This window comes from Methylovirgula sp. 4M-Z18, assembly GCF_037890675.1.
Taxonomy (GTDB): domain Bacteria; phylum Pseudomonadota; class Alphaproteobacteria; order Rhizobiales; family Beijerinckiaceae; genus 4M-Z18.
Genome location: NZ_CP149574.1, coordinates 1,416,236 through 1,436,764 on the forward strand (window position 1 = coordinate 1,416,236; position 20,529 = coordinate 1,436,764).

Sequence of the window (20,529 nt, forward strand, 5' to 3'; positions counted from 1 at the left end):
CATTGAACCTGAGCCGCGGCGGCTTCTTGGATGCCGCGGCGGGATAAAAACTCTTCTGCCTCTCAAGCGTCCTGCGCGGCGTTCGAGGATTTCGGCTTCTGCCAGGCCAGCAGCCGCTTCTCGACCCGCGCCATGATCGCCTCGACGCTCAGCACGATGGCGCCGATCACGAACATGCAGCCATAGACGCCCGGCGAGTCGAAATTGTTCTGCGAGAACTTGATCAGCAGTCCGAGGCCATGCTGCGCCCCCAGGATCTCGCCGACGATGGCGCCGACGATGGCAAGGCCGAGCGCCACATGCAGGCTGGCGATGATCCAGGTCAGCGCCGACGGCAGCACGACATTGCGCACCACATCGAGCCGCGAGCCGCCCAGGATGCGGATGTTGTTGACGAGGTTCGGATCGACGCTGCGCGCCCCCTGGAAGGCGTTGAAGAACACCACGAAGAACACCAGCACCGCCGCCAGCAGCGCCTTGGCCGGCAGGCCGAGACCGAGCCACATGACGAAGATCGAGCCGAGCACGATGCGCGGCACCGCGTTGAAGAATTTGATGTAAGGGTTGAACACGTCGGCGAGATAGTCGATCTGGCCGAGCAGAATGCCGAAGAACACCCCGCCGACGACCCCGAGCACGAAGCCGACCGCCGCCTCCCACAAAGTCACCAGCACCTGATACCAGAACGAGCCGAGCGCCGTGCCGTTGATGAGCCAATCGACGAGGCGCACCACGACGCTGCTCGGCGAGGCGGAAATGAACGGATCGATCACTTCGAAATAAGAGAGGATCTGCCAGGTCGCCATCCAGAGCACGAACACGGCCACCTGGCCGATCAGCACCTTCTGGCGCCGGCTTTGCGCCGGGCTTTTCGCGGCGGGTGCGGATGAGGTGATCTCGCTCATGGCTTTGCCTTCCCTGCGGCGGCGGGAGCCGATTGGCGGGCATAGGTGCGCTGCACCTCGTCGCGCAAGGCCTCCCAGATCTGATGGTGCAATTCGAGAAAGCGCGGCGTGAACCGGATTTCCTGCAGCGGGCCGCGCGGGCGCGGCAGATCGATGTCGAACACCGCCTTGACCGTGCCGGGACCGGCGGTGATCACCACCACCTTGTCGGCAAGGCCGATCGCTTCCTCGAGGTCGTGGGTGACGAACAGCACGGACGGCCGGGTCTTTTCCCACAGCGACAATAATTCGTTCGACATGATGGCGCGGGTCTGCACGTCGAGCGCCGAGAAGGGCTCGTCCATCAGCAGCATCGTGGGCTTGTTGATGAGCGCCGCGGCGAGGCTCGCGCGCTTGCGCATGCCGCCCGAGAGCTGGTGCGGATAATGGTTCTCGAAGCCGGCGAGGCCGACGGTGCGCATCCAATCGCGCGCCATGGCGAGCGCGTCCTTGAGCGGCACTTTGTTGAAGATCGGCCCGAGGGCGACATTGGCGACAACCGAGCGCCAGGGCAGCAGCGCGTCCTGCTGGAACATGAAGCTCGTGCCCTTGGTGATGCCGTTGACCGGCTGGCCGGAGACGCTGACGCGCCCCTCGCTCGGGCGCTCGAGCCCGGCCGCCATGGTTAAGGTGGTCGACTTGCCGCAACCGGTGGGCCCGACGATGGCGCAGAATTGGCCCGGCTGGATCTCGAGGGTCACATCGCGCAAGGCGGTCATGGTCTCGCCCACCGGCGACACGAACCTTTTGCTCACCCCCTCAAACGTCACCCCACCAAGCGCAGGCGCTCCCTCTGCCATCGGCTTCTCCTCCCTCTGTCGATTGCACGCCCACTACGGTTTGCGCGCCCCATCTTCGTGGGATGGTCAACACCTTCAAACCTCGCTGGTACGGTGTCAAGCATTTCGGCGCGGGAATTTCACCCTTCGCAAGGCGTCATCTGGTGGGCAAATGACGTACGAGAATCAACTGGCTATCGCCATAGTCGCGGCGCTCCAGTTCTGCATAGCCGCCTGGGAGTTCTGCCATCTCGCCCTTCGCTTCCTCGATGATTGCGAGCGCCTCGTCGTGCAGCCATTCGCCGTCGCGCAGCGCGATCAGAGCGCGTTCGCCGAGGCCCTTGCCGTAGGGTGGATCGAGGAAGGCGAGATCGAAGCGCTCGCCGGGCGGCGCCTCGCCGAGTTTGGTTGCGTCGCGGCGGAAGATGCGCGAGACGCCGCCGAGGCCGAGCATCTCGACGTGGCCGCGAATGAGCGAACGGGCTTCGGCGCCGTCATCGACAAAAAGCGCGAAGCTGGCGCCACGCGAGAGCGCCTCGATCCCGAGCGCCCCGGTGCCGGCGAAAAGATCGATGACGCGCGCGTCCCGCACGCAATCGTCATAGGAATGGGCGAGAATGTTGAAGATCGTCTCGCGCAGCCGGTCGGAGGTCGGGCGCAGGCCCGGACCCGATGGACCTTTCAACACGCGGCCTTTGAACGCGCCGCCGACAATGCGCATGTTTTAAGGACTCCGGGAGAAGGGACGCGGGTTACTTCTTCGGCGGCGGTCTCTTCCCGCCGCCCGGTTTGCCGCCGCGTTTGGGTGCGCTCTTATTCCGTGCGCCGCGCTCCTGTGCGAAACGCTCCGCATTGCGGCCGCCTTGGCTGCGTTTGGGTGCTTGCGCCAGCATGACACGCTCGACCTTCACTTCGCGGCCATGGCGATCTTCGGTCGCGGTCCGCTCCATGCGCTTGCGCGGCGCGGCGCCTTCCGCGCGGCGCTCGGCGCGCAGCACGGAGATATGTTTGCGTTTGCCGCGCTCAGGTTTCTCGCGCCGAGGCGCCTCTTCTTCCTGAAAGCGGGCAAATCTCTCGCGACCGCCACGCTCCGGCGGCGGCTCGCGCTGCGGCCGCAATTCGGCGATCGGCTTGGGCAATTCGAGCGGCCCGTCGAAATCGCATTTGGCTTCCTGGGCGAGTTCCTCGCCCAATTGCTCCTGCAAGATGCGGGTGCTGATTTCTTGCGTCGCGCCCTCGGCGAGGTCGCCGAGTTGGAACGGGCCGAAGCTCAGGCGGATCAGGCGGTTCACGAAAAGTCCGAGATGCTCCAACACGCGTTTGATTTCACGGTTCTTGCCTTCGCGCAGGCCCATCGTCAGCCACACATTGTGGCCCTGCTGGCGGTCCATGCGCGCTTCGATCCCGGCATAATGAATGCCGTCGATCGTCACGCCTTCGCTCAATTTGTCGAGCTGAGCCTGATCGGTTTCACCATTGGCGCGGACGCGGTAGCGGCGCAGCCAGCCGGTTTCCGGAAGTTCGAGCACGCGCTTGAGGCCGCCGTCGTTGGTCAGCAGCAGGAGGCCCTCGGTGTTGATGTCGAGGCGCCCCACGGTCACGAGACGCGGCAGGTCTTTCGGCAGCGCGTCGAAAATAGTCGGCCGGCCTTCCGGGTCTCTTGCCGTCGTCACCGTGCCGCGCGGCTTGTGGAACAGGAAGAGGCGGGTGCGCATGCGCGTGGCGATCGGCTTGCCGTCGACCACAATCTTGTCTTCCGGCTTCACGTTCACGGCGGGACTCGTCAGCGTCACGCCATTGATGCTCACGCGGCCTTCCGCGATCCAGCTCTCAGCATCGCGGCGCGACGCCACGCCGGCGCGCGCCATTACTTTGGCGATGCGCTCCTCGCCCTCTTCACGCGCAAAGGTGCGGGGCTGCTGCTGGGCCTTGCGTGCCGCATAGTCGCGGCGCGGCTTGTCGGCGCGCTCGTGCTTGGCGATGTAATCGCTTCTCTTGCTGGGGGCGCGTTTCGCGCCAAAGCTGCGCTCGCCGTCGCGTTTTGCTAAGGACTTTGCCGGGCGCTCGCCTTCGGCCGTGCGCTCGGACTTGGCGATATAATCGCCTCTTTTGCTGGGTGGACGCTTTGCGTCGAAGCTGCGTTCGCCGTCGCGTTTCGCAAAGGACCTTGCCGGGCGCTCACCTTCGGCGGCGCGCTCGCGCTTGGCGACATACTCGCCTCTTTTGCCGGGTGGACGTTTTGCGTCGAAGCTGCGCTCGCCGTCGCGTTTCGCAAAGGATCTTCCGGGACGCTCACCCTCGGTGGCGCGCTCTTTGCGCTTCGGGCCCGTCTTGCCGCCGCCCTTGCCATAGGTGGGCATGTCACCTTCGCCGCGCTTGCGGAAGGATTTTTTGTCGTCGCCCTTGGCGGTGAAAGCACGCGGAGGACGGGTGCCGCGCGATGCGCCGCCGCCCGGTTTACGGGGGCCGCGGGTTTTGGAATGATTGGAGTCGCTCATCCTGCCCTGATAGAGCATTTCACGGTCAAGAGGAAACCGCTTTCATGCCGAATTTGACGGGATTTGTTGGTTGAGCGCGCGCGACCCGATGGGAATTGCCTTCGAGGAAGCCCGTGCCGCCGCCGCGCGTGGCGAGGTGCCGGTCGGCGCGGTCATCGTGCGGAACGGCGACGTGCTGGCGCGCGCCGGCAACCGCACCCTGCTCGACCGCGACCCGACCGCCCATGCGGAAATGCTCGCCATCCGCGAGGCGGCGCACGTGCTCGGTTCGGAGCGGCTGATCGGCTGCGACCTCTATGTGACCCTCGAGCCCTGCGCCATGTGCGCCGCCGCCATTTCCTTCGCCCGGATCCGCCGTCTCTATTTCGCCGCCGCCGACCCGAAGGGCGGGGCGGTGGAGCATGGGCCGAGGTTTTTTGCGCAGGCGACCTGCCATCATCAGCCTGAGGAGGTGATAGGGGGCTTGCGCGAGAGCGAGGCGGCCGAGTTGTTGCGGGAGTTCTTCAAGGAGCGGCGGTGACGGCCACCGTTTCGCTTTTTGTTGTTCTTTGTCGCCAACATCACTATTTCTTGGTCAAGACTTTTACCCGAAGAGCTCCCTATGAACCGTTTTGAACGCCGCCCGCCGATGCCGGGCGAGGCCGAAGTGCAGTATCTCGATGGCGATTTCCGTGTGATCCGGCCCGGAAAATTCGTTTGCTGCGGCGTGACCGGCGAACATATCCCACTGGAATCGCTGCGCTATTGGAGCGTCGACCGGCAGGAGGCCTATGCCAGTCCCGAGGCGGTTTTGCAACGGCTGGGGAGAGCCGTGCAAAGCGAGGGCGCGGCGGAGCGAATCGCTGTAAACAAGGGGGCCCAGGAATAAGGAGCCGCGTCCCGATGCGCGCCTATCTCGATCTTTTGCAGCACGTCCTCGACCACGGCGCGGTCAAGACCGACCGGACCGGCACGGGTACGCGATCCGTGTTCGGCTACCAGATGCGCTTTGATCTTGGACAGGGCTTTCCGCTGGTCACGACCAAGAAATTGCATCTGAAATCGATCGTCCACGAGCTTTTGTGGTTCTTGGCCGGTGACACCAACATCGCCTATCTGAAGGCGCATGGGGTGAGCATCTGGGACGAGTGGGCCGACGCCAATGGCAACCTCGGGCCCGTCTATGGCCACCAATGGCGGTCGTGGGCTGGGGCCGACGGCCAGACCTATGATCAGATCCGCCAAGTCCTCGCCGACATCAAGCGCGCGCCGGATTCCCGCCGCCTCATCGTCTCAGCCTGGAACGTCGCCGACATTGCGAAGATGAAGCTCGCGCCGTGCCATTGCCTGTTCCAGTTCTACGTGGCAGACGGCAAATTGTCGTGCCAGCTTTATCAGCGCTCGGCCGACATCGTGCTCGGCGTGCCGTTCAACATCGCGTCCTATGCGCTGCTCACCCATATGATGGCGCAAGTGTGCGGCCTGGAGGTCGGCGAGTTCATCCATACGCTGGGGGACGCGCATATCTATTCCAACCATTTCGAACAGGCGCGGCTGCAACTCACCCGAACGCCGCGCCCGTTGCCGCGGCTGGCGCTCAATCCCGAGGTCAAGTCGCTGTTCGACTTCACCTACGACGACATCACGATTCACGATTACGATCCCCATCCGGCGATCAAGGCGCCCGTGGCGGTGTGAGCGTCAGAATCACCCTCGTCGTTGCCGTCGCGCACAACGGCGTGATCGGCGGCAATAACCAATTGTTATGGCGCCTCAAATCCGATTTGCGCTATTTTAAGACCGTGACCATGGGTAAGCCGATGGTGATGGGGCGTAAGACGTTTCATTCGATCGGCAAGCCATTGCCGGGCCGCAAAACCATCGTGGTGACGCGCGATCAGGCTTTTGCTTACGACGGCGTACTGGTTGCCCATGACGTCGATGCGGCGCTTGAACTCGCGGCGCAGGAGGCGCGCGCGTTGGGCGCGGATGAAATCATCATCGCTGGCGGCGGCGAGCTTTACGCGCAACTGATCGGCCGCGCCGACCGTTTGCGCGTGACGGAAGTGGATCTTGCGCCGCAGGGCGACGCGCATTTCCCCAAGATCGATCCGGCGCAATGGCGCGAGATCCGGCGTGAGCCCCATCCGGCCGGGCCGGAGGACGAAGCGGCCTTTTGTTTCGTCGATTACGAGCGGCGGTGAGGGGCTCTCCCTTTCCCGCAACGCGGGACAAAGCCCGCTTCCATTTGCGGTCGGATGCACCAATCCCTATATAGCATCAGCAGTTGAAGCGTGTTGTGGGAGCATCGATGCCCTGGGGCAATCAGAACGGCGGGAACAATGGCGGGCCGTGGCACTCGGGGCCGGGCCCGTGGGGGCAGGGGTCGGGCGGCGGACCGCCGGCCGAGGTCGAGCGCATCCTGCGCGGCGGCCAGGATCGGTTGAAAAATGTCTTCAAGCACGGCGGGTTCAACGGGTTCACCGTCGGCATCTTCTTGCTCGTCGGCATCGCGATTTGGCTCCTCACCGGTTTCTATACCGTGCAGAGCAACGAGGTCGCGCTCAATCAGGTTTTTGGCCGCTATGTCGGCAAGGCCGGGCCGGGCCTCAATTATAATTTCCCCTATCCGGCGGGATCGGTCGTCACGCTGAAGGTGCTCGATCAGAACGCCACCGATGTCGGCTTCGTCTCCCATGACGATGGCCGGCGCAGCGGCACGGCTTTCCCCACCGACGTGCCGGAAGAAAGTCTGATGCTGACGGGCGATGAAAATATTGCCGACGTCAAATTCCGCGTCATTTGGCAGATCGATCCGGCCCATCCGGACGACTATGCCTTCAACATCCGCAATCCCGACGAGACGGTGAAAGCCGTTGCCGAAAGCGCGATGCGGGAAGTGGTCGGGCGGTCGCAGATTCAACGGATCCTGACGGCCGAGCGCACGAATGTCGAACTCTCGACCAGGGACTTGATGGAACGGGTTTTGAACAGCTACCAGGCAGGGGTGCTTATTCGGCAGGTGCAGCTTTTGTCGGTCGATCCGCCGCCTTCGGTGATCGACGCCTTCAAGGCGGTGACGGCTGCCGACCAGGAAAAGCAGCGCCTGAGCAACGAAGCGGAGGCCTACGCCAACCGTGTGGTGCTGGAAGCGCAAGGGCAGGCGGCGGCGATCATCCAGCAGGCGGAAGGCTACCGCGATCAGACGATTGCGGAAGCGAAAGGCCAGACGGCGCAATTCGACCAGGTCTATGCGCAATATAAGAAATCGCCGGTCGTGACGCGCGAACGGCTTTATCTCGAAACGATGGAACGCGTGTTGGGCGGCGCGGACAAGATCATTCTCGACCCGGGCCAGGGGACGAATCTCCTGCCGTTGTTGCCGCTGACCGGCCCGGGGCAGTCGCAAGGAGAAGCCAAATGAGAAGCGGCTTTTCGGGTTTTGCGCTTCTGCTGATTTTGGCCGTGTTCGGCGTGCTGGCGATCACTTTGCTGTTCACGGTCGGCCAGACGCAGCAGGCGCTCGTCATGCGGTTCGGCGAGCCCGTCGCCGGGCGGGGCCTGATCACCGAACCGGGCCTCCATGTCAAATGGCCCTTCATCGAAAATGTCATCTATATCGACAAGCGCATTCTCGATCTCGAAGTGCCGCAACAGGAAGTCACCGCGGCGGACAATCAGCGCCTCGAGGTCGACGCCTTCGTGCGCTACCGCATCACCGACCCGCTGAAGTTCTTCCAGACGCTGGGGACGGTCGGCAACGCGGGCAGCCAATTGTCGTCGCTGCTCTCGTCCTCGCTGCGCCGGGTGCTCGGCGAGGCCAACCTGCCGCAGATCGTGCGCGAGGAGCGGGCTGCGTTGATGCTGCGCATTCGCGATCAGGTGAACGATCAGGCCGCCCGCTACGGCATGACGATCGAGGATGTGCGCATCCGTCGCGCCGACCTGCCGCGCGAAATCTCCGAGGGCGTGTTCGCGCGCATGCGCTCCGAGCGCCAGCGTGAAACGGCCGAGAAGCTCGCGGAAGGTTCGCAGCAATCCTTGACCATCCGCGCGAAAGCCGATCGTGACGTGGTCGTGATCAAGGCCAATGCGCAGCGCCAGGCCGATGAAACGCGCGGCGCGGGCGAAGCCGAGCGCATCCAGATCTTCGCCGACGCGTTCGGCAAGGATCCGGAATTCGCCGCGTTCTACCGATCGATGCGCGCCTATGATGCGGCGCTGAAGCCGGGGACGAAAATGGTGCTGAGCCCGAAGTTGGACTTCTTCCGCTTTTTCAGCAATCCCGAAGGCCAGGCTGCAAAGTGAGCGCCGCGATTTTGCCCTAGTTTAAATTAGTTTATACATCGGACGATGGACACCTGGAGATGAATTTATGGGTCGCATGACACCTCGTATTGCCGCACTGGCCCTGGTGCTGAGCTCGGTGGCCTTGCCTGCCGTTGTCCTTGCGCCGGCACCGGTCCTGGCGCGCGGCCCCGATTCTCTCGCCGATCTGGCGGACAGCGTGGTCGATGCCGTGGTCAATATTTCCGCGACGCAAAAGTCCGAGCCGAAAGTGGCCGAAGGCGACACGCCCGACGCCGGACCGGACTCGCCGTTCAACGATCTGTTCGATCAGTTCTTCAAGAACCAGAACCGCGGCGGCAAGCCCGATGAAGGCACGCCGCACGGCCATCACGGGACGTCGCTCGGCTCCGGCTTCGTCATCGATTCCGCCGGCATCATCATCACCAACAACCACGTCATCGAAGGCGCCAACGACATCACCGTCATCTTCACCGACGGCTCGAAACTGAAGGCCGACATTGTCGGCAAGGACGAGAAGGTCGACGTCGCGGTCCTGCGCGTGAAGCCGGAGAAACCCTTGAAGGCGGTGAAGTTCGGCGACAGCGACAAGGCGCGGGTCGGCGACTGGGTGATGGCGGTCGGCAATCCGTTCGGTCTCGGCGGCACAGTCACGGCGGGTATCGTGTCGGCCCGCAACCGCAATATCGATAGCGGTCCTTACGACAATTACATCCAGACCGACGCGGCGATCAACAAGGGCAATTCCGGCGGTCCGCTGTTTAACATGAATGGCGAGGTGATCGGCATCAATACCGCCATTCTGTCGCCGACGGGCGGCTCGGTCGGCATCGGCTTCGCGACCCCGGCCAATACGGTCATGCCTGTGATCGATCAGCTCCAAAAATTCGGCGAGACGCGGCGCGGCTGGCTTGGCGTGAAGATTCAGAATGTCGATGATGCGATCGCCGAAAGCCTGAGCCTGAGCGGCGCGCATGGCGCCCTCATCGCGGGGGTCGATGACAAGGGCCCGGCCAAGCCCGCCGGGCTCGAACCGGGCGATGTGATCGTGAAATTCGACGGCAAGGACGTGAAGGACTCGCACGATCTGCCGAAGATTGTGGCCGCTACGCCGGTCGGCAAGGAAGTCGAGATCGTCGTGATCCGCAAGGGCCAGGAGCTGACGAAGAAAGTCACGCTCGGCCGCCTTGAGGACAGCGATGTGAAAGTTGCGTCCAACACCACGTCCGGCAAACCGGATGCGAAATCGGACACCAGCGTCAAAAAGATCCTTGGATTGGAGTTTGGCCTTCTCACCGACGATCAGCGGCAGAAATATCAGATCAAGGACGATGCAAAGGGCGTGCTGATCACCAACGTCAATCAGGATTCGCCGGCCGCCGAGAAGGGGCTGCAAGCGGGCATGCTGGTGGACGAAGTCAATCAGACCGAGGTGAAGACGCCGACCGATGTGGCCAATGCCATCGCCGATTTGAAAAAATCGGGGAAGAAGACGGCGCTCTTGCGCGTGATCGACAGCCGCGGCGACGTGCGCTTCATCGCGTTGGCGATCGAGTGATGCGATTGCATTCTCCTCTTGCGTTTTTCGATGCCAACGGCCTTTATTTTGGATGCATGTGACATCGGCGATTGTCGTCCTGGGCGGGCCCTGGGACGCGCCGCCGCTGGAGGCCGTTCGCGCGCGCGAGGAGCCGGGGCACAATGAGAATAACGAATCGGCCACCGCGCGGGGCTCACATCCCGGGCCAGGCCCGGGGTGACATTGTGGCATTCATATCGGTCGCGGCATGCACCTGCTGGCAGCATTAATCGCTCGGACCGCGACGAAGCGGCACGAACGCCGGACGCGCACCCGCCGTTTCGAGATTGACCAGACGCAGTTCGTCACGACCGGGGCGGCGGCGCTTGGGTGGAGCGATTTTTATTACATGAGCATAACGGTCCGCTGGCCGGCGTTCATTGCCGGTGCGGTCGCCGTCTTTCTGCTCATGAATGGCGTTTTTGCCGTGCTCTACGCCTTGGGCAAGGATGCAATCGCCAATCTGCCGCCCGAACACCCATTCTATCTGTTCTATTTCAGCGTTGAGACGCTTTCGACCGTCGGCTACGGCTACATGTATCCGCAGACGCACTATGGTCATATCGTTGCATCGGCCGAAATGTTTTGCGGCCTTGCCTATGCGGCCGCGATGACGGGGCTGATTTTTGCGCGCTTCTCGCGGCCGAAAGCCCAGATCATCTTTGCGCATCAGCCGGTGATCGGCACGGTCGACGGCCAACAGACATTCACCGTGCGCCTCGCCAATGCGCGCACGAGCATCGTGACCGATGCGTCGGCGCGCCTATGGTATGGACGCAGCGGCGTCACCGCCGAGGGCACCACGTTTTATCGTTATCACGAACTCAAATTGCAGCGCGCTGAAAATCCGACATTCGCGCTGACCTGGTCGGTTTTTCATACCATTGACGAGACGAGCCTGCTCTATGGCGCGACCCCGGAGTCGATGGCGGCGGAAGACGGCGAGTTCCGCATTTCCGCCGAGGGGCTCGACGAAAATTACGGCGCGCCGGTGCATGCCCAGGCCCACTACGATCACGACATCGTGCGGTGGAACCATCGCTATGTCGATATCATCTCGCGGAAGGCGGAAGACGTCTTCCACGTCGACATGGCGCGCTTTCACGATATCGAGCCATTGCTCGGCACGGCCCAATAATTTGCGCACAATCCCTTTCTAAGCCCGTCCTTCGCCTTAACGCTTTCCTTATGCCCCTACGGCGCTTTCCGTCTCGAATGCTTATGCCGGCGCGCTGATAATGCCGCGCATGAACCAATGAGCCCGGCAAGCACCAGACCTGCGAAATCATTTGGACGCGGGATTTTGCGAGGACATTTGCATTGACACTTTATGGTTTCCTCGAGATCGGCGTAACCTTGGCGCTGGTTGTGCTCGCGGCTTATCCGCTGGGACTTTTCATGGCCGAAGTGCTGGAGGGCCGACGACATGTCGTGGCGCCAGCGCTGCGGTCGGTCGAGCGAGGCTTCTATCGCCTAGCTGGTATCGACCCCGAGGCCGGGCAGGGATGGCTCGAGTATGCGGTGGCGATGTTGGCCTTTTGCGCCGCCTGTCTGTTCAGCCTTTATGCGGTGCTGCGATGTCAGGCGTTCCTGCCGCTCAACCCCCAAGGTTTCCCCGGCGTGCCGCCGGACCTCGCTTTCAACATCGCCGTCAGTTTCATTACCAACACCAATTGGCAGGCCTATGCGGGCGAGACGACGCTCAGCCCCTTCACGCAAATGGTCGGTCTCACCACCCACAATTTCCTCGATTCCGCCGCGGCGACCGGGATGGCCGCGGCCCTGATCCGCGGCTTTTCTGGCCATGAATCGCAAACGGTCGGCAATTTCTGGGCCGATGTCACACGGGTCACGCTCTATATTCTCTTGCCGGTTTCCATCATCCTCGCGCTGCTTTTTGTCTTCCTCGGTGTGCCGCAGACCCTGACCACGTCGGTCACCGCGACGACGCTCGAAGGCGGCTCTCAGGTGATCGCGCTCGGGCCGGTGGCGAGCCAAGAGGCGATCAAGCTGATTGGCGACAATGGCGGCGGCTTTTTCAATGCCAACTCGGCTCATCCATTCGAGAATCCGAGCGTTTGGTCCAATATCGTCCAGAATTGGTGCCAACTGGTCCTGCCCGTCGCCCTGGTCTTCGCCTTTGGCCGTATGGTCGGCAGTCTGCGGCAGGCGCGCGTGCTGCTGCTCACCATGGGGGCGATCTTCTGCGTCGGCCTGCTGGTTTTCTACTGGGCGGAAACCCAGGGCAATCCGGCCCTCACGGCGCTGGGAGTCGATCCAACCCTGGGCAATCTGGAAGGCAAGGATTTGCGCTTTGGCCAGGCGGGGGCCGCACTCTTTGCCGCCGCGACCACGGGGACGGGTACCGGCGCCTCGAATGCCGTGCTCGAATCCATGACGCCGCTCGGTGGTTTTGCCGCGATGTCCAACCTGCTGTTCGGCTGCATCGCGCCGGGCGGGGTGGGGACGGGGCTCTACAGTTTGCTGGTGCTAGCGTTGCTTACCGCTTTTCTCGGCGGGCTTATGGTCGGCCGCACGCCGGAATATCTGGGCAAGAAGATCGCCGCGCGGGAAATGCAACTGGCGATTCTGGCACTGATGATCTCGCCGCTGCTGCTGCTTGGCCTCGCCGGCGCGTCGGTCCTGCTGCAATCGGCGCGCGACAGTCTCGGCGCCGGTGGGCCGCACGGCTTGAGCGAGGTCCTTTATGCCTATGCCTCGAGCGTATCGGACAATGGCTCGGCCTTCGCCGGCCTCAACGCCAATACGCCCTGGTACAATCTGACGACGGGGATCGCCATGTTCCTCGGCCGCTTCGCCCATGTGATCCCGATTCTGGCGATTGCCGGTGCGCTCGCCAAGAAAAAGCGCACGGCGCCGTCGGCCGGGATGCTGCCGACCGATGGGGGCCTCTTCACGCTGTTCCTGCTGGCGGTCGTGATCATCATCACGCTGCTGCAATATCTGCCCGCCCTGGCACTCGGGCCGCTCGCCGAACATTTCCTCTATGTGCAGGGCAAGTTGTTCTAGCCGGCGACGCCACGATTTGTGCGCGGCGCGCCGGCCGTGGTATTGTCCTTGGCGCATTGATCGCTAATTGAATAGGAACTTCGTTTGCCGCATTATCGGCATGGTTCCTTTTCCGCGCAATTCGTCAGGGCCAATGAAAGTTCACTACCACAAGCCGCATGTCCGGAGATTGAGCTTTGGCGGCCGGCAAGTCGTTTCCACCGGCCTCGACGCGCCGATATGGGGCGATTTCTATCACAATGCCATGACCAAGACCTGGCCGGTCTTCATGGCCGGCGCCGTCGTCGTGTTCCTGGCCCTTAACCTCATTTTCGCGCTGCTGTTCGCGCTCGTGCCGGGTTGCATCGCCAACCTGCCGCCCGAACACCCATTCTACCTGTTCTATTTCAGCGTCGAAACGCTATCGACCGTCGGCTACGGCTATATGTACCCGCAGACCCATTACGGCCATGTGGTCGCCTCGACCGAAATGTTCTGCGGTCTTGTTTACGCGGCCGTGATGACGGGGCTGATTTTTGCCCGCTTCTCGCGGCCCAAGGCGCGGTTCATTTTCGCCAGGAGCCCGACGATCAGCATGCACGACGGCGTGCGCACGTTCAGCGTGCGCCTCGCCAATGCGCGGCACAATGTCTTGACCAATGCGTCGGCGCGGTTGTGGTATTTGCGCGATGAAGTGTCGGCCGAGGGGGTCACCTACCGCCGCTTCTACGAGTTGAGGTTGCAGCGCAGCGAGAATCCGACCTTCGCGCTGAGCTGGGCGCTGTTCCACACGATCGACGAGACGAGTCTGCTTTACGGCGTCCGGCCGGAGGATCTCGAAGCGATGCGAGCCGATTTCATCATCACGGCGCAAGGCCTCGACGAAAGTTACGGCTCGATCGTGAACGCGCGCGAGCGATATTCTTATGACGATGTGCGCTGGGAGCACCGCTATGTCGATATCATCCGCCGCAAGCCCAATGGCGTGATCCATATCGACATGGCTAAGTTCCACGATGTCGAGCCGATTGCGGCGGTGATCGAAGCCGCTGGCGAGGCAGTCCTTGTCGAAGCGATCGAGGTCAAGCCCGAGGAGCTGGAACCTCAATCTGAATGACGACGGGACAGTGGTCCGAAGCTTTCGGCCGGTCCCAGCCGATGCGCGGGTAGCGCGGCATGTTTTCGAGCCGCGGCACGCGGTAGGGCTGGCCCTTGCGAATCACCTCGGGCACGACATCCGGGTTGGCGGCGGCAAGGCGCGGTGAGAGCAAGATATAATCGAGCTGTGCGTGCTGATCCGAGCCGGAATGGTAATGGGTCCAGCGGTCGTCGACTGGGCGCCGTTCCATCACATTGACGGCGAAGCTGTCCTGCAGCAGCGGCGCCAAGGAGGTGCCGGCATCGGGCACGCCGTCGATCTGGTAATAATCGTTGAAATCGCCGCAGATCGCCCAATTGGCGCCCGCCGCATGGGCGCCGAAGCGCCGCTCGATGATGCGCCGCACCGCGCTCGCTTCGGCGAAGCGGATCGGTGCGGTTTCCTTGCGCGCGTCGCCATGCGTCGAGAGCGGCTGCATCGACTTGAAATGGCAGATGTAGAGGGTGATCGGTGCGCCGCCAACGTCGAGATCGACCTCAAGGCAGTCGCGGCGGAAGATTGTCTTCGTCCGCGGTTCGCCGATCGCCTCCAGCGCGGCCCAGTCGAGGGATAAGTCCTTCAAATAGTCGTAAGTGAGCGTCGTGTGCGAGCGCAGGCTGACCTCCCGCCGCGCCATGACCGCCACATCGATGCCGCGCGTGTCATTGCCCGGCAGCACATGGCGATAATCGTAATAGAATTGCTGCGCCAGGGCCTGGCGCTCGTCTTGGCTCAGGCCCTTGGCGGCTTGCGCGAATTGTTGCCGAATGACCGGTTTCAGATAGCTGTCGTTGAAGACATTGAGCGCGTCCTCGTTGTCGACCTCCTGCAGGCAAACGACATCGGCCCGCGTTTCAGCGAGCGCGAGCGCAGTGAGCTGCCGAATATCGTCGGACGCGACCGCATCGAACGCCTTGCGCGCCGCCTCATACTCGCGCTCGTCGTCGAAGGCGAAATTGCCGAGCAGCCGGCGGATGCGCATGGAGCGGCCGGAAAAATCGAACCGCGAGAACAGATTTTCGACGTTGAATGTAGCGATGCGGATGGGCATGGGGAGCAGACGGCTTAAAGGAACGACCGGCAGCGTACTCAATCATGCGGGTCTTCGCCAGAGCGCAGGGGACGCGCCTCGCAGCCTGACCGCTTACCGCTGCTCCGGCTCGGCCGCCACTTCCATCGCCCAATAGACACGCAAATCCGTCTGCGGATCTTTCGCGATGGCGATGCCAAAGCGGGTGGCTTGTGGCAGCAGGAGATTGGCATTGTGTTCGGACGATGCCCGCCAGCCGGCCATGGCTTCTTGCAGCGAATAATAGCCGCCGCCGATATTCTCGGCGGCGCGGGTCGTGTCGATGCCCGCGCCCATGATGCGTCCGGAAAAGCTGCCGTCCACATTGTGCGACATGTCGTTTGCCTGCACCATCGCATTGGCCTGGCGCTGGGCCATGGCACTGAGCGCCGGGTCGAGCCGAACAGGAGGCAGGTTGTGGCTGGCGCGATAGGCGTTCAGCATTGCGGTGGCTTCGGCGGGACTCAGTTGCACCCGCTCAACCGCGGCGATCGCTTGTGGGGTGAGTCTGTGGGTGCGGGTTGTGGGGCCGCTGCAAGCGGCAAGGGCGAGGCCGATTGCAAGGATTGCCGCGTGTTTGGGTTTCATTGAGGCATCTCCTTTCGGTACCACCCTAAGCGTGGCCACGCGTCCGGCTAGCGACTCCCGATACGATGATTGCCGCCACATCAAACAAAATCCGGCGCTGCCTTCACGACAACGCCGGATAACACCTTTAACCTTAAGCGAAGCTTAATTCCGTGCCTTGTCCACGAGCTTGCCCTTCGAGATCCAGGGCATCATGGCGCGCAGCTTTTCGCCGACCGCTTCGATCTGGTGGGCGTTGTTGCGGGCGCGGGTGGCCTTGAACGAGGTCTGGTTGACCTTGTTTTCCAGCATCCAGTCGCGGGTGAACTTGCCCGATTGGATGTCGGTCAGAACGCGCTTCATCTCGGCCTTGGTTTCGGGCGTGACGATGCGCGGGCCGGTGACATATTCGCCGTATTCGGCGGTGTTGGAGATCGAGTAGTTCATGTTGGCGATGCCGCCTTCATAGATCAGGTCGACGATCAGCTTCACTTCGTGCAAGCACTCGAAATAGGCCATTTCCGGCGCGTAACCGCCTTCCACCAGCGTCTCGAAGCCGGCGCGGATGAGCTCGACGAGGCCGCCGCACAGCACGACCTGCTCACCGAAGAGGTCGGTTTCGCATTCTTCCTTGAAGCTCGTCTCGATGATGCCGGCGCGGCCGCCACCGATGGCCGAGGCATAGGAGAGGCCGATGTCATGGGCATTGCCGGACGCGTCCTGGTGGATCGCGATCAGGCAGGGCACGCCGCCACCTTTGAGGTATTCGCCGCGCACCGTGTGGCCGGGGCCTTTCGGGGCGACCATCAGCACGTCGATGTCCTTGCGCGGTTCGATCAGGTTGAAATGCACGTTGAGGCCATGCGCGAAGAGGAGCGCAGCGCCCGTCTTCATGTTGGGGGCGAGTTCCGCATTGTAGATGTCGGCCTGCAATTCGTCGGGGGTAAGCATCATCACCACATCGGCCCATTTGGCGGCGTCCGCGACGCTCATCACCTTGAGACCTTCGCCTTCCGCCTTCTTGACGGTGGGAGAGCCTGCGCGCAGGGCTACGACCACGTCCTTGACGCCGGAATCGCGCATGTTCAGCACATGGGCGTGGCCCTGGGAGCCATAGCCCACCACGGCGACTTTCTTCCCCTTGATCAGGTTCAGGTCGGCATCACGATCGTAATAAACACGCATTTCTTCTCTCCTGGGCGGGGCCCTTGGTCAAAATCCCGGGTGCTTGTAGTGGGGTTCGCGGGTTGGGACAAGCCCGCGGCCTCAAGGAATGGGCGCTTTCCGGCGTGAAACCGGAGCGCATCTGCCATGCGCCGGTCATTCCCAAACGAAGACCGGAATGAGGGAGGCGACGAGCAGTGCCGCCATGACGAAATTGAAAACCTTCAGCCGTTTTGGATCGCTCAGCCAGCCGCGCATCGCCGTGCCGAAAGCCGCCCAAAGCGTCGTGGCCGGGACGGTGACGATCAGAAACACCAGCGTGACGACACCCATGGTCAGGGCATAGGTGTCGGCCAGCGTATAGGTGGCGCAGGCGGTGACGGCCATCATCCAGGCCTTGGGATTGACCCATTGGAAGGCCGCACCTTGCAGGAAGCTCATCGGGTTGCCCGCGGCGGCGCCATCGTTCAGCGGACCTGAGCCGGCGATCTTCCGGGCGAGCCAAAGGAGATAGGCGGCGCCGGCATATTTCAGAATGACATAAAGCACCGGAAAACGCGCGAACACCGGCCCAAGGCCAAAGCCCACCAGCGCCACCATCAGCGTGAAGCCAAGGCTGATGCCAAGCAGCAGCGGCATGGTACGGCTGAGCCCGAAATTGAGCCCGGACGTCAGCAGCAGCAGATTGTTCGGTCCGGGCGTGGCCGAACCGACAAAAGCGAACAGTGTGAGGGGCAGGAAAAGGCTGAGGGGCAAGACGTTTGCGCCTTCCGTGTCCTTACATCGCCATCGGGCCGCGCTTGATGGCGGCAACGCCGGTGCGCGAGACCTCGACTAGGCCGATGGGGCGCATCAGCTCGACGAATTGATCGATCTTGCCGGTATTGCCGGTCAATTCGAACACGAAGCTTTCGGTGGTCGCGTCGATGACGCGGGCGCGGAACGCGTCCGCGAGGCGCAAGGCCTCGACGCGGTTGTCGCCCTTGCCGGCGACCTTCACCATGGCGAGTTCGCGCTCGATCGCGCCGCCGACGATCGTGAGGTCGGTCACGCGATGCACCGGCACGATGCGCTCGAGCTGATGGCTGATCTGCTCGATCGCTTCGGGCGTGCCGGAGGTGACGATGGTGATGCGCGACAGATGGGTCTCATGCGCAACTTCGGCGACAGTGAGACTTTCGATATTGTAGCCGCGGCCCGAGAACAGGCCGATGACACGCGCCAGGACGCCGGGCTCGTTGTCGACGAGAACCGAGAGCGTGTGGAATTCGATATTCGACTTGCCGATGGCCGAGGAATAAGGGGAGGGCGGCGAAGCGGGGGCAGGAGCGGGTGCGTTCATGGGGTAGTGATTCCTAACGAGTTGATCCCTTCTCCCCGCGTGCGGGGAGAAGGTGGCGCGGAGCGCCGGATGCAGGAGGTGTGACTGGGTGAGATCTAAAATGTCTTGGGCGCGGCAGCATTTTTAAAAAATGAGTGCTCACCCAGTCGTTCGTCCCTCATCCGTCACGCTTTGCGTGCCACCTTCTCCCGCGGCTTCGCCGCGGGAGAAGGAATACGCGCCGCATCACACCAGCATCTTGCCTTTTTCGTCGATGACATTGCCGACATCTTCCGTGGCGTCGCCAAGGATCATGTCGTTATGGGCTTTGCCCGACGGGATCATCGGGAAACAGTTTTCCGTCTTGTCGACGATGCAATCCATGATCACCGCTTTCGGCGAATTGATCATTTCCATAATGGCCTCATCGAGCTTGGCCGGATCGCTGACGCGGATGCCGTGCGCGCCATAGGCTTCGGCGAGTTTGACGAAGTCGGGCAGGGCCGCCGAATAGCTCTCCGAATAGCGTCCGCCGTGCAGCAGTTCCTGCCATTGCCGCACCATGCCCATATATTCATTGTTGAGAATGAAGATCTTGATGGGCAGGCGGTGCTGCAGCGCCGTCGACATTTCCTGCATGTTCATCAGCACCGAGGCTTCGCCGGCGATGCAAACAACCAGCGATTTGGGATGCGCCATCTGCACGCCGACCGCCGACGGCAGGCCATAGCCCATCGTGCCGAGGCCGCCCGAGGTCATCCAGCGGTTCGGTTCCTCGAAATGATAATGCTGCGCCGCCCACATCTGATGCTGGCCGACTTCCGTCGTGACATAGGTGTCGCGGTCCTTGGTGAGCTCGTACAAACGCTGGATCGCATATTGCGGCTTGATGATCGAGGTCGAGTTGCGAAAGGCGAGCGATTTGCGCTGCCGCCACAGATTGATCTGCTTCCACCAACCGTCGAGCGAGGGCTTCGAGGCGGACGCGCCCTCGATGCGCCACAGCCGCACCATCTCCTCGAGCACATGGCCGCAATCGCCGATGATCGGCAGATCGACGCGCACGTTCTTGTTGATTGACGAGGGATCGATGTCGATATGGATCTTCTTCGAGCCCGGCGCGAAGGCATCGAGCCGGCCGGTGATGCGGTCGTCGAACCGCGCGCCGACGGCGATCATCAGGTCGCAATCGTGCATGGCATTATTGGCCTCGAACGTGCCGTGCATGCCGAGCATGCCCAGCCAGTTCTTGCCCGAAGCCGGATAGGCGCCAAGGCCCATCAGGGTCGAGGTGATCGGAAAGCCGGTCAGCGCCACGAGTTCGCGCAGCAGCGCGGAGGCCGCGGGTCCGGAATTGATCACGCCGCCGCCGGTGTAGAAGATCGGGCGCTTGGCCTTCATCATCATGTCGATGGCGTGCTTGATCTTGCCGGCATCGCCCTTGAGCTGCGGCCGATAGGTCTTGTGATGCACGTTCTTCGGCCCCGTATAGGTGCCGAGGGCGAATTGCACGTCTTTGGGAATGTCGATCACCACCGGGCCAGGACGGCCGCTGGAGGCGACATAGAAAGCCTCGTGCAGAATGCGTGGCAGATCTTCGACGCGCTTCACTAGGTAATTGTGCTTGGTGCAATGGCGGGTGATGCCCACCGTGTCGCATTCCTGGAACGCGTCCGAGCCGATGAGGTGGGTCGGCACCTGGCCGGTGATGCACACGAGCGGGATGGAATCCATCAAGGCGTCGGTGAGGCCGGTGACCGCATTGGTCGCACCGGGGCCAGAGGTGACGAGTAGCACGCCGACTTTGCCGGTCGAGCGCGCATAGCCTTCGGCCGCATGGGCCGCGCCTTGCTCGTGCCGCACCAGAATGTGCTTGACATGGTTCTGCTGAAAGATCGCGTCATAAATCGGCAGCACGGCACCGCCCGGATAGCCGAAGATCGTATCCACGCCCTGATCTTTCAGGGCTTGGACGATCATGTCCGCTCCGCTCATCTGCTTTGACATCATTGGCTCCGTTTCGCGTGAGTTTGGAATTTTGAGCAATAAAAAAGGCCCTCAGAGGGGCCTGTATGCGCCAGCTATGGGAAAATCGGGGGCCTATCCCCGTCCCTTCACTGGCGCTCTTACTACGATAAGGATGGCGCGCACGCGCATGACTCCTAGAGAATTGT

Annotated in this window: 20 protein-coding genes; 10 read left to right on the forward strand and 10 right to left on the reverse strand. The window is 62.5% G+C overall.

Annotated features, from left to right (window positions below):
- Positions 1 to 62: 62 nt before the first annotated feature.
- The 4 genes from V9T28_RS06380 to V9T28_RS06395 all read right to left on the reverse strand — a co-directional run bounded on the left by V9T28_RS06380 (position 63) and on the right by V9T28_RS06395 (position 4,221).
- Positions 63 to 905, reverse strand: coding sequence for an ABC transporter permease (locus V9T28_RS06380; RefSeq protein WP_339071801.1), 843 nt, complete (start codon positions 903 to 905; stop codon positions 63 to 65).
- Positions 902 to 1,744 carry an ABC transporter ATP-binding protein gene (locus tag V9T28_RS06385; RefSeq protein WP_339071835.1) on the reverse strand — a complete coding sequence of 281 codons (843 nt, stop codon included), beginning with the start codon at positions 1,742 to 1,744 and terminating at the stop codon, positions 902 to 904. Before V9T28_RS06385 ends, V9T28_RS06380 begins: the two co-directional genes overlap by 4 nt.
- Positions 1,745 to 1,880: 136 nt before the next feature.
- The gene (gene rsmD, locus V9T28_RS06390; RefSeq protein ID WP_116402729.1) at positions 1,881 to 2,444 is read right to left on the reverse strand and encodes a 16S rRNA (guanine(966)-N(2))-methyltransferase RsmD; all 564 of its coding nucleotides are present in this window, start codon (positions 2,442 to 2,444) and stop codon (positions 1,881 to 1,883) included.
- A gap of 31 nt (positions 2,445 to 2,475) precedes the next feature.
- Positions 2,476 to 4,221, reverse strand: coding sequence for a pseudouridine synthase (locus V9T28_RS06395; RefSeq protein ID WP_245424251.1), 1,746 nt, complete (start codon positions 4,219 to 4,221; stop codon positions 2,476 to 2,478).
- Positions 4,222 to 4,309: 88 nt separating this feature from the next.
- Between V9T28_RS06395 and V9T28_RS06400 the strand changes: the two genes are divergently transcribed.
- The 10 genes from V9T28_RS06400 to V9T28_RS06445 all read left to right on the forward strand — a co-directional run bounded on the left by V9T28_RS06400 (position 4,310) and on the right by V9T28_RS06445 (position 14,213).
- Positions 4,310 to 4,741 (forward strand): nucleoside deaminase, encoded by a 432-nt coding sequence (locus V9T28_RS06400; RefSeq protein ID WP_116402737.1) that lies wholly within the window; start codon positions 4,310 to 4,312, stop codon positions 4,739 to 4,741.
- An 81-nt stretch (positions 4,742 to 4,822) separates the two neighbouring features.
- The gene (locus V9T28_RS06405) at positions 4,823 to 5,089 is read left to right on the forward strand and encodes a DUF2093 domain-containing protein (RefSeq protein ID WP_116402728.1); all 267 of its coding nucleotides are present in this window, start codon (positions 4,823 to 4,825) and stop codon (positions 5,087 to 5,089) included.
- 14 nt (positions 5,090 to 5,103) lie between these two features.
- Positions 5,104 to 5,898 carry a thymidylate synthase gene (locus V9T28_RS06410; protein ID WP_116402727.1) on the forward strand — a complete coding sequence of 265 codons (795 nt, stop codon included), beginning with the start codon at positions 5,104 to 5,106 and terminating at the stop codon, positions 5,896 to 5,898.
- Positions 5,895 to 6,404 carry a dihydrofolate reductase gene (locus V9T28_RS06415; RefSeq protein ID WP_116402726.1) on the forward strand — a complete coding sequence of 170 codons (510 nt, stop codon included), beginning with the start codon at positions 5,895 to 5,897 and terminating at the stop codon, positions 6,402 to 6,404. The genes V9T28_RS06410 and V9T28_RS06415 overlap by 4 nt, the downstream gene beginning before the upstream one ends.
- 107 nt (positions 6,405 to 6,511) lie before the next feature.
- Positions 6,512 to 7,624, forward strand: a complete 1,113-nt coding sequence (gene hflK / locus V9T28_RS06420) for an FtsH protease activity modulator HflK (protein WP_116402725.1) — start codon at positions 6,512 to 6,514, stop codon at positions 7,622 to 7,624.
- On the forward strand, positions 7,621 to 8,508 hold the full coding sequence (gene hflC / locus V9T28_RS06425; protein WP_116402724.1) for a protease modulator HflC: 888 nt from the start codon (positions 7,621 to 7,623) through the stop codon (positions 8,506 to 8,508). The genes hflK and hflC overlap by 4 nt, the downstream gene beginning before the upstream one ends.
- Positions 8,509 to 8,584: 76 nt before the next feature.
- The gene (locus V9T28_RS06430) at positions 8,585 to 10,066 is read left to right on the forward strand and encodes a Do family serine endopeptidase (protein WP_116402736.1); all 1,482 of its coding nucleotides are present in this window, start codon (positions 8,585 to 8,587) and stop codon (positions 10,064 to 10,066) included.
- A gap of 229 nt (positions 10,067 to 10,295) precedes the next feature.
- A complete protein-coding gene (locus V9T28_RS06435) occupies positions 10,296 to 11,225 on the forward strand; it encodes an ion channel (RefSeq protein WP_116402723.1) in 930 nt (309 codons plus the stop codon).
- 182 nt (positions 11,226 to 11,407) lie between these two features.
- Entirely contained in the window at positions 11,408 to 13,117 is a 1,710-nt protein-coding gene (gene kdpA / locus V9T28_RS06440) for a potassium-transporting ATPase subunit KdpA (RefSeq protein WP_116402722.1), read from the forward strand.
- Between the two features lie 133 nt (positions 13,118 to 13,250).
- Positions 13,251 to 14,213, forward strand: coding sequence for an ion channel (locus tag V9T28_RS06445; protein WP_158554909.1), 963 nt, complete (start codon positions 13,251 to 13,253; stop codon positions 14,211 to 14,213).
- Here V9T28_RS06445 and V9T28_RS06450 read toward each other — a convergent pair.
- From V9T28_RS06450 to V9T28_RS06475, 6 genes are all read right to left on the reverse strand, one after another.
- Positions 14,179 to 15,327, reverse strand: coding sequence for an endonuclease/exonuclease/phosphatase family protein (locus tag V9T28_RS06450; protein ID WP_339071836.1), 1,149 nt, complete (start codon positions 15,325 to 15,327; stop codon positions 14,179 to 14,181). The two genes, V9T28_RS06445 and V9T28_RS06450, sit on opposite strands and share 35 nt — an antisense overlap.
- 51 nt (positions 15,328 to 15,378) lie before the next feature.
- The gene (locus V9T28_RS06455) at positions 15,379 to 15,891 is read right to left on the reverse strand and encodes a CAP domain-containing protein (protein ID WP_158554908.1); all 513 of its coding nucleotides are present in this window, start codon (positions 15,889 to 15,891) and stop codon (positions 15,379 to 15,381) included.
- A gap of 144 nt (positions 15,892 to 16,035) precedes the next feature.
- The gene (gene ilvC, locus V9T28_RS06460; RefSeq protein ID WP_116402718.1) at positions 16,036 to 17,055 is read right to left on the reverse strand and encodes a ketol-acid reductoisomerase; all 1,020 of its coding nucleotides are present in this window, start codon (positions 17,053 to 17,055) and stop codon (positions 16,036 to 16,038) included.
- A gap of 135 nt (positions 17,056 to 17,190) precedes the next feature.
- On the reverse strand, positions 17,191 to 17,790 hold the full coding sequence (locus V9T28_RS06465; RefSeq protein ID WP_116402717.1) for a LysE family translocator: 600 nt from the start codon (positions 17,788 to 17,790) through the stop codon (positions 17,191 to 17,193).
- A 22-nt stretch (positions 17,791 to 17,812) separates the two neighbouring features.
- Positions 17,813 to 18,376 carry an acetolactate synthase small subunit gene (gene ilvN, locus V9T28_RS06470; protein ID WP_116402716.1) on the reverse strand — a complete coding sequence of 188 codons (564 nt, stop codon included), beginning with the start codon at positions 18,374 to 18,376 and terminating at the stop codon, positions 17,813 to 17,815.
- Positions 18,377 to 18,601: 225 nt separating this feature from the next.
- A complete protein-coding gene (locus V9T28_RS06475; protein ID WP_116402735.1) occupies positions 18,602 to 20,362 on the reverse strand; it encodes an acetolactate synthase 3 large subunit in 1,761 nt (586 codons plus the stop codon).
- Positions 20,363 to 20,529: the final 167 nt, after the last annotated feature.

Coding starts and splice junctions, on each gene's coding strand:
- V9T28_RS06395 (WP_245424251.1), bottom strand. CDS start 4,221: ATGAGCGACTCCAATCATTCCAAAACCCGCGGCCCCCGTAAACCGGGC.
- ilvC (WP_116402718.1), bottom strand. CDS start 17,055: ATGCGTGTTTATTACGATCGTGATGCCGACCTGAACCTGATCAAGGGG.
- V9T28_RS06380 (WP_339071801.1), bottom strand. CDS start 905: ATGAGCGAGATCACCTCATCCGCACCCGCCGCGAAAAGCCCGGCGCAA.
- V9T28_RS06430 (WP_116402736.1), top strand. CDS start 8,585: ATGACACCTCGTATTGCCGCACTGGCCCTGGTGCTGAGCTCGGTGGCC.
- V9T28_RS06445 (WP_158554909.1), top strand. CDS start 13,251: ATGAAAGTTCACTACCACAAGCCGCATGTCCGGAGATTGAGCTTTGGC.
- V9T28_RS06385 (WP_339071835.1), bottom strand. CDS start 1,744: ATGGCAGAGGGAGCGCCTGCGCTTGGTGGGGTGACGTTTGAGGGGGTG.
- hflC (WP_116402724.1), top strand. CDS start 7,621: ATGAGAAGCGGCTTTTCGGGTTTTGCGCTTCTGCTGATTTTGGCCGTG.
- rsmD (WP_116402729.1), bottom strand. CDS start 2,444: ATGCGCATTGTCGGCGGCGCGTTCAAAGGCCGCGTGTTGAAAGGTCCA.
- V9T28_RS06400 (WP_116402737.1), top strand. CDS start 4,310: ATGGGAATTGCCTTCGAGGAAGCCCGTGCCGCCGCCGCGCGTGGCGAG.
- V9T28_RS06455 (WP_158554908.1), bottom strand. CDS start 15,891: ATGAAACCCAAACACGCGGCAATCCTTGCAATCGGCCTCGCCCTTGCC.
- V9T28_RS06475 (WP_116402735.1), bottom strand. CDS start 20,362: ATGTCAAAGCAGATGAGCGGAGCGGACATGATCGTCCAAGCCCTGAAA.
- V9T28_RS06435 (WP_116402723.1), top strand. CDS start 10,296: ATGCACCTGCTGGCAGCATTAATCGCTCGGACCGCGACGAAGCGGCAC.
- V9T28_RS06405 (WP_116402728.1), top strand. CDS start 4,823: ATGAACCGTTTTGAACGCCGCCCGCCGATGCCGGGCGAGGCCGAAGTG.
- V9T28_RS06410 (WP_116402727.1), top strand. CDS start 5,104: ATGCGCGCCTATCTCGATCTTTTGCAGCACGTCCTCGACCACGGCGCG.
- hflK (WP_116402725.1), top strand. CDS start 6,512: ATGCCCTGGGGCAATCAGAACGGCGGGAACAATGGCGGGCCGTGGCAC.
- ilvN (WP_116402716.1), bottom strand. CDS start 18,376: ATGAACGCACCCGCTCCTGCCCCCGCTTCGCCGCCCTCCCCTTATTCC.